At 60.8% G+C, this 9,352-nt stretch carries 11 protein-coding genes and 1 tRNA gene; 10 read left to right on the top strand and 2 right to left on the bottom strand.

Annotated elements, in window-relative coordinates; genetic code table 11:
- The 8 genes from MHY23_RS10525 to MHY23_RS10560 all read left to right on the top strand — a co-directional run bounded on the left by MHY23_RS10525 (nucleotide 1) and on the right by MHY23_RS10560 (nucleotide 6,320).
- Nucleotides 1–540 (top strand): DUF2017 domain-containing protein, encoded by a 540-nt coding sequence (locus MHY23_RS10525; RefSeq protein WP_181888990.1) that lies wholly within the window; start codon nucleotides 1–3, stop codon nucleotides 538–540.
- Nucleotides 541–1,001: 461 nt separating this feature from the next.
- Nucleotides 1,002–1,622 carry a rhomboid family intramembrane serine protease gene (locus MHY23_RS10530; protein WP_239307524.1) on the top strand — a complete coding sequence of 207 codons (621 nt, stop codon included), beginning with the start codon at nucleotides 1,002–1,004 and terminating at the stop codon, nucleotides 1,620–1,622.
- Between the two features lies 1 nt (nucleotide 1,623).
- Nucleotides 1,624–2,460, top strand: coding sequence for a glutamate racemase (murI, locus tag MHY23_RS10535; protein ID WP_370645851.1), 837 nt, complete (start codon nucleotides 1,624–1,626; stop codon nucleotides 2,458–2,460).
- Nucleotides 2,461–2,644: 184 nt separating this feature from the next.
- Entirely contained in the window at nucleotides 2,645–3,412 is a 768-nt protein-coding gene (locus MHY23_RS10540; protein WP_239307516.1) for an MBL fold metallo-hydrolase, read from the top strand.
- A gap of 145 nt (nucleotides 3,413–3,557) precedes the next feature.
- Nucleotides 3,558–4,556, top strand: a complete 999-nt coding sequence (locus MHY23_RS10545) for an Abi family protein (protein WP_239307517.1) — start codon at nucleotides 3,558–3,560, stop codon at nucleotides 4,554–4,556.
- Nucleotides 4,557–4,601: 45 nt separating this feature from the next.
- The gene (rph, locus tag MHY23_RS10550) at nucleotides 4,602–5,330 is read left to right on the top strand and encodes a ribonuclease PH (RefSeq protein ID WP_239307518.1); all 729 of its coding nucleotides are present in this window, start codon (nucleotides 4,602–4,604) and stop codon (nucleotides 5,328–5,330) included.
- Complete coding sequence (gene rdgB / locus MHY23_RS10555) at nucleotides 5,324–5,923, top strand: RdgB/HAM1 family non-canonical purine NTP pyrophosphatase (RefSeq protein ID WP_239307519.1); 600 nt, start codon at nucleotides 5,324–5,326, stop codon at nucleotides 5,921–5,923. Before rph ends, rdgB begins: the two co-directional genes overlap by 7 nt.
- A gap of 22 nt (nucleotides 5,924–5,945) precedes the next feature.
- Nucleotides 5,946–6,320: a lipoprotein gene (locus MHY23_RS10560; RefSeq protein WP_181888985.1), complete on the top strand. Its 375-nt coding sequence runs from the start codon at nucleotides 5,946–5,948 to the stop codon at nucleotides 6,318–6,320.
- A 58-nt stretch (nucleotides 6,321–6,378) separates the two neighbouring features.
- On the opposite strand, the gene MHY23_RS10565 is transcribed toward MHY23_RS10560, so the two are convergent.
- Together MHY23_RS10565 and MHY23_RS10570 are read right to left on the bottom strand one after the other, a co-directional pair.
- Nucleotides 6,379–6,756, bottom strand: a complete 378-nt coding sequence (locus MHY23_RS10565; protein WP_239307520.1) for a DUF3817 domain-containing protein — start codon at nucleotides 6,754–6,756, stop codon at nucleotides 6,379–6,381.
- Nucleotides 6,753–7,205 (bottom strand): hypothetical protein, encoded by a 453-nt coding sequence (locus tag MHY23_RS10570; protein WP_239307521.1) that lies wholly within the window; start codon nucleotides 7,203–7,205, stop codon nucleotides 6,753–6,755. Before MHY23_RS10570 ends, MHY23_RS10565 begins: the two co-directional genes overlap by 4 nt.
- 147 nt (nucleotides 7,206–7,352) lie before the next feature.
- On the opposite strand from MHY23_RS10570, the gene MHY23_RS10575 reads away from it, so the two are divergent.
- Nucleotides 7,353–7,434, top strand: a tRNA-Leu gene (locus MHY23_RS10575).
- Nucleotides 7,435–7,742: 308 nt separating this feature from the next.
- A partial coding sequence (locus tag MHY23_RS10580) for a Cys-Gln thioester bond-forming surface protein (RefSeq protein WP_239307522.1) occupies nucleotides 7,743–9,352 on the top strand: 1,610 nt, incomplete at its 3' end.

The following is a 9,352-nucleotide window of genomic DNA, read 5'->3' on the forward strand; positions in this document are numbered from 1 at the left end:
ATGCAGCCGTGGCGTAAGAAGAAGGGACTGATGCGCTCGACGCCGAAATACACCACCGTTTTCGGCCCGATGGAGCGCGAGGTCATCGGCGACCTCACCGCCACCGTGTCGGAAGCGCTGATCGCGCGTGCCCAGTCCGCGCCGAAGGACGAGTTCGCGGAGATGCTCGGCGTCGCTACCGGCCACACCGAGGCACCCGAGGACCCGCGCCTGGCGCGCCTTTTGCCCAATTTCGAGCGCGAGGGCGACGAGGAGTTCGACGGCGACAACGGCCTGCTTCGCAGCCTGCACGAAAACGACATCATCAAGGCCAAGCTGATCAACCTGCAGGTGGTCAACACCGCGCTCGGTCCCACCGGCGGCGTCGAGGTGACCATCGAGGAGGACGAGGCCCACCAGTTCATCGCCGCGCTCAACGACATGCGCCTCTACGCCTCCGCGGACGACTCCGGCAGCGAGGCCGCGCGCGAGGACCGCCAGCGCCTCATCGACTGGCTCGCGTTCTGCCAGGACTCCCTCCTCGAAGCCCTCATGGGCTAGGGGTTTCGCCCGCAGCTTTACGACGCCCTCCGGTAGACCACCGCGGCAGACCCCTCCACAAACTCCGGGGATTCGGCCTGCCCACCACAAACCCCTATCAAGGGACCCAGAGGATGGCCCAAAACAGGGCATACTCTGGGTCCCTTACTAGGGGTCTGGCGGAAATAGAGTCGGGTGCCGCCGCCCAACCACCGCCCAGCCACCACCGGGCCCGGATCCGGCGAACCCGCTAGACTCCAACCACGATGAGCGAATACAACCACCACACCCCCGAGGGCTGGGGCTACGGCCAGACCGGGCAGCCGGGCTACGGCAAGCCGTTCCAGCGACCGTTCTCGCACCCGGAGCGGCAGCAGCCGGCGTTTAGCGAGCCCGCCCAGCCGTACAACCCGTACGCGACCCCGCAGCAGCAGGGCCAGTACGGCCAGCCCCAATACAGCCAACCCCGCGGAACCAGACGGGTGTCGAAACGAAAGGCGCAGCGCCAAACGGGCCTGAAGCTCGCCGGCGGATTCCTCGCCACGATCTGGATTGTGTTCATCCTGGAGCTGGTGTTCCCGTGGCTGCAGGCGTTTGGCATCCACCCGCTGGACGTGTCCTCCCTGCCGTTCATCTTCACCTCGCCGCTGCTGCACGCGAACTTCGAGCACATCATCTCCAACTCGATCCCCGGCGCAATCTTTGCGTTCTTGGTGGGCTACTCCGGCAAGCGGGTGTTCTGGGAGGTCACCACGTTTGTGGTGATTATCGGCGGCCTTGGCACCTGGCTGTTCGGCGGCGTGGGCACGAACCACATCGGCGCCTCCGGTCTGGTGTACGGCTGGCTGGCGTATCTGATCGTCCGCGGCTTTTTCAACCGCTCCATCGGCCAGATCATCACCGGCGTTGTCCTGGGCTTTTTCTACTCCGGCCTCATCTTCGGCTTGCTACCCGGCACTGAGGGGGTGAGCTGGCAGGCGCACCTGTTCGGCGCAATCGGCGGGATTGTCGCCAGCATGGTGATCACCTCCGACGACCCGCCGAAGTTGGCCGCGAAGAAGCAGGCCAAAGCGCTTGAGAAGCAGGCGCGCAGGCAGGGATAGGATGACCGGCGTGGAAACTTTCGCCGGCAGCCAAAACCCCAACTCCAACAACAACTCCGCCCCCATCGGGCTGTTTGATTCCGGCGTCGGCGGCCTCACGGTAGCGCGCGCGGTGATGGACCAGCTGCCGGGCGAATCCCTGATCTACATCGGCGACACCGCCCACGGCCCCTACGGCCCGCAGCCGATCGCGGACGTGCGCGCGCATTCGCAGCGCATTGCCGACGAGCTCGTGGAACGCGGCTGCAAAATGCTGGTGATCGCCTGCAACACCGCCACTGCTGCTTTCCTCCACGATGCCCGCGAGCGCTACGACATCCCCGTCATCGAGGTCATCCAGCCAGCCGTGCGTCGCGCGATGGCCACCACCCGCAACAACAAAATCGGCGTCATCGGCACCGAGGGCACGGTGAAATCCGGCGCGTACCAGGACTTCTTCGCGGTCAACCCGAACCTTCAGGTCACCGCCCAAGCCTGCCCGGAGTTCGTGCCGTTTGTGGAGCAAGGAAAAACCTCCGGCAGGGAAGTCCTCGACGTCGCACGCGGCTACGTCGCACCGCTGCGCGAGGCCGACGTGGACACCCTCGTGCTCGGCTGCACGCACTACCCGCTGCTCTCCGGCGTGATCCAGCTGGCCATCGGCGATGAGGTCGCGCTCGTCTCCTCCGCCGAGGAGACCTCAAAGGATGTGCTTCGTGTCCTCACCGAGCGCAATATGCTTAACGACGCCACTGCCGCCCCCACCCACATCTTCGAATCCACCGGCGACCCCGACACCTTCGACGAGCTCGCCCGCCGCTTCCTCGCCCCGCCCGTCCACGCCATCGGCCGCAACTAGCGCTTGACAGCTGGTGAGAGTGCGGCTTTAATCAGGGGTAATCGTTCAGCCCGCCTTCCAGCTTGCAAAGTTGGTTGAGTGGGCTGGATCTCTAACTGGGGGATTCGGATCAATAAGCCACGCAACTAGCAAAAATTTAAGGTTTCGGTATGAATTCCCCGCGCTTTCATGGCAGAGTGTGTCCATGCAGTTGACCATCCTCGGGTGCTCTGGGAGCCTGGCGGCGCCCGGTAACCCAGCTTCCTCCTACGTCATCTCCGTGCCTGGTGAAACGGATGTGGTGATGGACTTCGGTCCGGGAGCGCTCGCCGCCATGCAGGAGCGGTTCGACCCGTCTGCGGCGCACGTCATCTTCAGCCATCTTCACGCCGACCATTGCTCGGACTTCCCGTCGCTGCTGGTGTGGCGCCGGTACCACCCCACGGCCCCGGCGGAGCAGCGCCACCGCCTGATCGGCCCCTCGTACGCCCGGGAGCACCTGGGGCGCATGAGTGCGGACAAACCGGGGGAGCAGGACGACTTTACCGACACTTTCGAGTTCACCATCTGGCGCGCCGGGCAGCCGGAGCAGCTCAGCGGGCTGACCATCACCCCGTTTGATGTGGTCCACCCGGCACAAGAGTCGCACGCGCTGCGCATCGAGGACGCCTCCGGCAAGGTCATCACCTTCTCCGGAGACTCGGGGTACACGCCAACGCTCATCGACGCCGCCCGCAACGCCGACTACTTCCTCTGCGAAGCCGCCTGGGGCGCAACCTCCGAAGACAAGGCGGAGGGCATGCACCTATCCGGCAAGGAAGCCGGCCGCATCGCCCGCGAGGCCGGCGTGAAAAAACTGGTGCTGGTGCACATCCAGCCGTGGACGGACCCGGAGGAGGTCCTCGCGGCCGCCCGCACCGAGTTCGACGGGGAGATCATCCTGGGCAAGGCCGGCGCCACCTTCGAGCCGTAACCGCCTGCGTTACCCCCCTTTAAGGGGCGAATGGTGGCACTAGGGCTCTCGCGTGCTAACTTAATCACCATAACGACCGGTTCCGCTAGGCTACCTCCCAGTAGTCAGTCCAGGGCCGGTTTTCAAAATTCGGGGGTGGGGAATCGTGGTCGCCACGAAACCATTTAGGGAATATGCGGATCTTTTGGCTTTATTAGCTGATCGGGGGATGCGGATCGCTAATACCGAAGCAGCCGAAAAAGCGCTGCGAAACATCGGATATTACCGTTTAAGCGGGTACTGGTATTCGTTCCGGAAACCGCTCCCGGATCAGGAGAAGCGCCGCGGGTTCGAACTAGCTCGAATGGATGAATTCCGTGATGGGACAAACTTCGACGACATTGTTCGTCTCTATGCACACGACACCCGATTGCGCAAGGCTGCTCTGAGCGCATTGGAGCCGGTGGAGATTTGGCTTCGTAACGCCATCGCGCACACGATCGGCAGTGAGCACCCGCTGCTATACCTCCATCTAGACAACCCGTCAGTGCTCGATCTGAAGATGCGTTCACCGATTAGGGATCGAACCCAGGAAAAGCGTTATGCCAAGTGGCTGGACCGCTTCGACGCATCGATAGATTACTCCAAAGAGGATTTTGTACAGCACTATAGAAATCGAGACGAAGATCTCCCTATTTGGGTTGCAGTCCAAACTTTTGAGTGGGGAGCGTTGCGCAACTTGTACGACCTGCTTCCAAAGTGGATGAGAGAGAAAATCGCCTTTGATACTGGGCTGACGTTCAAGGAGCTTGGGTCGTGGCAGCGATCGCTGGCCTATATGCGTAACACCTGTGCGCATTACTCGAGACTGTACAACCGAGTTGATGATGCACCCCTCATGCCAAGAAACCCGAGGTCAGACCTGAGCTGGGTTCGGGCATATCCCGAACCGTTGCGCGAGCGGACATTCTTCAAATTATCCATGCTGCAGTACCTGCACGGTGTGATCAAGGGTGGACCGCATGAGGCGCTACAAAGAGTTGTTTCCGAGTTTTTGAGAGCGGATTTCCCGGGGCACGATCTCTCTGCACAAGCAAACTCGTTGCCCATCCCTGGCGCAATGGGGTGCCCTCCGAACGTGATCAATCAAACGCCTTGGGCGTAGAAGTCCGACGAATCGACATTGCCGAACTGCGTTACGCTTGGACGCATGACTGATTTTTCGCGCCTAGACGGCCGCGCTTTCGACCAACTGCGCCCCGTGCGCATCACCCGCGGCTTTACTTCCAACCCGGCGGGCAGTGTGCTCGTTGAGTTCGGCAATACCCGCGTCATGTGCACCGCCTCCGTGGAGGAGGGCGTGCCGCGCTTCAAGAAGGACTCCGGCGAGGGCTGGCTCACCGCCGAGTACGCCATGCTCCCGTCCGCCACGCACGACCGCATGCCGCGCGAGTCCATGAAGGGCAAGGTGAAGGGCCGCACCCACGAGATCTCCCGCCTGGTGGGCCGCTCGCTGCGCGCCGCTGTGGACCTCACCCAGCTTGGCGAGAACACCATCCAGCTCGACTGCGATGTGCTCCAGGCCGACGGCGGCACCCGCACCGCCTCCATCACCGGCGCCTATGTCGCGCTCGCGGACGCCATCGCGGTGCTCAAGGAGCGCGGCGTGGTCCCGGGCGAGCCGCTGCTCAAGCCCATCGCCGCGGTTTCCGCCGGCATTATCGACGGCCACGTGTGCCTGGACCTGCCCTACGAGGAGGACTCCCGCGCCGAGGTGGACCTCAACGTGGTGATGCAGGAGGGCGGCAACTTCGTGGAGATTCAGGGCACCGGCGAGCACGGCCTGTTCGGCCGCGAGCAGCTCGGCGAGATGCTGGATGTCGCGGCCAAGGGCTGCGAGGAGCTCATCGCAGCACAGAAGGCGGCGCTGGGATGGTAAAGGTCCTCGTCGCTTCCAGGAACCAAGGCAAGGTCCGCGAGCTCGAGCAGGTGCTGCGCGAGCTCAACATTGAAGGGGTGGAGCTTGTCTCGCTTCACGACGCTCCGCCGTACCCCGACCCCGTCGAAGACGGCCTCACCTTCGTCGACAACGCCCTATTGAAGGCCCGTGCCGGAGCAAAAGCCACCGGCCTGCCCTGCGTTGCCGACGATTCTGGCCTGACAGTGGAAGCGCTCAACGGCATGCCGGGCATCCTGTCTGCCCGCTGGTCCGGCAACCACGGTGACGACCAGGCCAACAACGACCTGCTGCTCGCCCAGATGGCGGATATCAACGAGCGAGCTGCCGCGTTCGTGTCCTGCTGCGCCCTGGCCGCCCCGGACGGGCAGGAATTTACCGCCGAGGGCCGCTGGGAGGGCGAGCTGCTCCGCGAACCGCGCGGCGAGAACGGCTTCGGCTACGACCCACTGTTTGCACCCGCCGATGCCGACGGCCGCTCCTCCGCAGAGCTGACGCCTGAGGAGAAGAATGCGCGCTCCCACCGCGGCAAGGCGCTGAGGGCGCTGGCCCCGCACATCGCGGCGCTGAAGTGACGCAATTGGTTACAGTGGGCCTATGAAGAAAACGATTGCACTTGTAGGAACTGTTCTCGCCTCCGGCGCGCTGCTGACCGGTTGCGGTCAGAAGGGTGATTTCGACGGCGAATGGACCGGCGACATCACCGCGACCCAGGAAGGCAAAGGCGGCGGCCACGCCACCATCACTATCGACGGCAAGGACTGCGACTGGCAGATGACCGAGACCGACGGTGAAACCAACGAGGCGAACTGCCTGCGCGACGACAAGGAGTTCAAGCTCGAGGATCCGCTGACCCACCAGGACCTGAAGTACGACGCCGAGCGCAGCGGCGACACCCTCACCCTGAGCCCGCAGAACGATCAGGCAGAAAAGGTCGGCGTGATGGTGCTGACCAAGACCACCGAAAAGTAAACCGGCTCTGACAACACAAAACCCGGCAGGTTTTCCCTGCCGGGTTTTGTCTTTGCGCTTAGGAGAGCTGGAACTTCTCCTTGACTTCTTTGCGGCGCTTGGCCTCCACGATGAACGACATGAACGGCACAACTCCGGACAGAGCGGTGGTAATCCAGGTGCCCGCGGACCAGCGTGCCTTGGACCCAAGGTTCAGCGACGCCATCAGAAACGCCACGAACGCGAAGCCGTGCACGCGGGCGACCCAGGACAGGTAGTCGACGTTCATGTCAAAGCCGTACTGCATGATCATGCGGGTAATAAGCAGGAGGAACAGCACACCAGTGATCCACGCGGTGATAGTGAAAAACGTGAGCGCCTGCTTCACGCGACGCTGGCGTTCCGGGTGGATGCGCGCGGGCTGAGTGGGCGGGGTCTGCGGGGCGGGCTGCGTCATGCTGATTCACCTTTACCTTCTGCGTTCGTTTGACGGCGCGGGGCTACAAGCTTGTTGTATTCCTCCACGTCCAGCTCGGGGCGAGAGGGGAGGAAGTCCTCGTCGATTTCCGTGGGTTCCTTTACCTCGCCGTACTTGGCAAGGTCGGCCTCGTAGAGGTCGTCCATGGTCAAGCCGGCGTTTTCGGCGTCGATTTTCTCGTTCTCCATGCGCATACCCACGCGGTAGGCGTAGACGAAAAACGCCGCGAAGCACGGCCATTGCAGGGCGTAGCCCAGGTTTTGGAACGTTCCCGAGCCGGACTGGTAGCGCTCCCACTGCCAGCGGGCGAGCAGGAGACAGGTCACGGCTGCTGCGATCAGCAGCACGATGTGCCACCAGCGCACGCGGATGCGCTCGCGTTGGGGCACCGCCTCGGTGCTCTCAACTGCCTTGTTCTCTTCGCTCACAGCTGGTCAGTCTACCCGGCAACCTTAAAAGGCCAAACGAAAGTTTGACTGCCGCATTTTTAATTGCATCTTATTTATATGTCGTTGCAAATGGCCGGGTTCCGGTTAACGATTGCCGCGGACCACTGTGTAGTATCCATCAACGACGCGCCCGTGGCGGAATTGGCAGACGCGCTGGATTTAGGTTCCAGTGCCTTATGGCGTGAGAGTTCAAGTCTCTCCGGGCGCACCGAGTTTTATGGGGGTAGTGGGGGCGATTCGGGATTCTTAGAGATTCTCGTGTTTTAAACAGCTCGAATTGTCTTCAGAAAGTTTCCCCAGCGCGTTGTAGGGATGTCCACCCCTTCAACCCTTAGAGGGTGATAAGCGGATGGTTCACTAATTGACAGAAGTCTGTGAACTGCTTATATGCCGTTGCCCCTCTCCTGCCTATGGGTTATGTTTTCTCTGGAATTTCCCTGTCTTCGGCGTGTCCGTTGAACGGGGTGTCGGAAACGGGTTGGCCACGTGCTGCTCGGCGAGTGAAAGGTGGAGTTTGTGTTAGATAGTCCAGCAAGAACTAAATCGTGGTGGGGGGTGTTTGTCTCCCTGCTTGCGTCGGTTGCTCTCGCAGTTGCTGTGGTCGCGGTGCCCACGCCGGCGCAAGCGCAGGGACAGCCGAGTGGGGGTAACGAACCCACAAAAACTCTCGAATTCCATCAGGCGTTCGGTCACACGTACAATGCTGTCGGGAGCGATGGTTTGCCTCGTCCGATAACGTCCGTCAATATGCTTCGGCTGGATACTTTGAGTGTCGATGGACAATGGTATCTTGCCCTCTGTATTGATGCTGATACTGACATTACGGAATATTCTCCAGGTGACGTGGTCAGCTGGGACTCGTACTTAAACTCGAATAGCGCTAAAAGCGTCTTCGGTCCAAGCTCAGGGTTGTCTCGTGAAGAAAAGATTGAACGGCTGGGCAAGATCCGGTGGATCGTAGAGAACGGCTATCCAACTAAGCCTGTCGAGATAAGTGGAGTAGATCCGCAAACTCTTGAGCGTGCCAATCTTGCGGCTACCCAGCTCGCAATTTCGCATTTTTCGAACGGCTACACGCCGCAGTTCGATGATGACGATGATTTTGACGATATCGAGGTAGTTACAAAAAGAATCTACGACCAACTTATTGAGAATGCCGTCGCACTCAGTGAGCCTGTAGGAGCCGAAAACCGGACGGGGCAAATTTTCAGAACCAGAAGCGCTGACCATCAAGATCTCGTGATAATCCAGCCGGCACCGAAGTTGAGGACAACGGCATCTTTCAAAGATGACTCCTTCACGGATTCGGATCGAGTTCTTGAAAATCAACCGGCTCCGAAAACCGTTTATGATCGTGTTTTTATCTCCGACATCCTCCGAGATGACCAGCGTGAAGGTCGAGGCCGGGCTACTTACACTTTGTCGGCAACCCTTGTCGACAAGGCAAATCCTGCAACCGAACTTGGATCTGGTTCCGTAACTTTCAAGCCCTCAGACCCTGGGGTGTTTAGCCAAACTGACATCAATCCAACAATTGCGTTCGAAGATAGTGATCATGCCGCGGTTTCCGGCTATGTGACGGTCCCGATCACGCTGAACGAGGACGTGTCCAATGTCGAGTCAATGGTGGTTTTTGAGGAATTAACTTCGACGAACGTCAATCACAAACTGCAGTTCACCGATGGCAATACAGACGTCAAGACAATCGGGTGGCACCGAGATCTTGAAGATTCATCCCAGACATTACGGTTGGGAGAGGCCCCTTCTCATGAGCCATCCCCGACAACTAAGCCGGCTGTTCCGGAAGAGTCGTCTGAGGAGAGTGAGCCGTCTACGGCTCTGACTACCGCGCCGTCGGTGACTGAGGTGACTACGACGGTGACGCCGACTGTTACTGTGACTGCTCCGACTACGACGTCGACGAAGCCGGGCACCGTGGTTACCACGACCCTGCCGAATGTGACGTCGACGCAGCCGGGTAACACGGTTGTTACGACTCAGCCGGATGTGACGTCGACGCAGCCGGGTAACACGGTTGTTACGACTCAGCCGGATGTGACGTCGACGCAGCCGGGTAACACGGTTGTTACGACTCAGCCGGATGTGACGTCGACGCAGCCGGGTAA

Source organism: Corynebacterium sp. ACRQP, assembly GCF_022345915.1.
GTDB lineage: Bacteria > Actinomycetota > Actinomycetes > Mycobacteriales > Mycobacteriaceae > Corynebacterium > Corynebacterium lehmanniae.

What these genes read in the sequence shown, in the direction of transcription:
- rph (WP_239307518.1), top strand. Translation starts at nt 4,602, where the DNA reads ATGACTGATTTTTCGCGCCTAGACGGCCGCGCTTTCGACCAACTGCGC.
- murI (WP_370645851.1), top strand. Translation starts at nt 1,624, where the DNA reads ATGACCGGCGTGGAAACTTTCGCCGGCAGCCAAAACCCCAACTCCAAC.
- MHY23_RS10540 (WP_239307516.1), top strand. Translation starts at nt 2,645, where the DNA reads ATGCAGTTGACCATCCTCGGGTGCTCTGGGAGCCTGGCGGCGCCCGGT.
- rdgB (WP_239307519.1), top strand. Translation starts at nt 5,324, where the DNA reads ATGGTAAAGGTCCTCGTCGCTTCCAGGAACCAAGGCAAGGTCCGCGAG.
- MHY23_RS10560 (WP_181888985.1), top strand. Translation starts at nt 5,946, where the DNA reads ATGAAGAAAACGATTGCACTTGTAGGAACTGTTCTCGCCTCCGGCGCG.
- MHY23_RS10565 (WP_239307520.1), bottom strand. Translation starts at nt 6,756, where the DNA reads ATGACGCAGCCCGCCCCGCAGACCCCGCCCACTCAGCCCGCGCGCATC.
- MHY23_RS10525 (WP_181888990.1), top strand. Translation starts at nt 1, where the DNA reads ATGCAGCCGTGGCGTAAGAAGAAGGGACTGATGCGCTCGACGCCGAAA.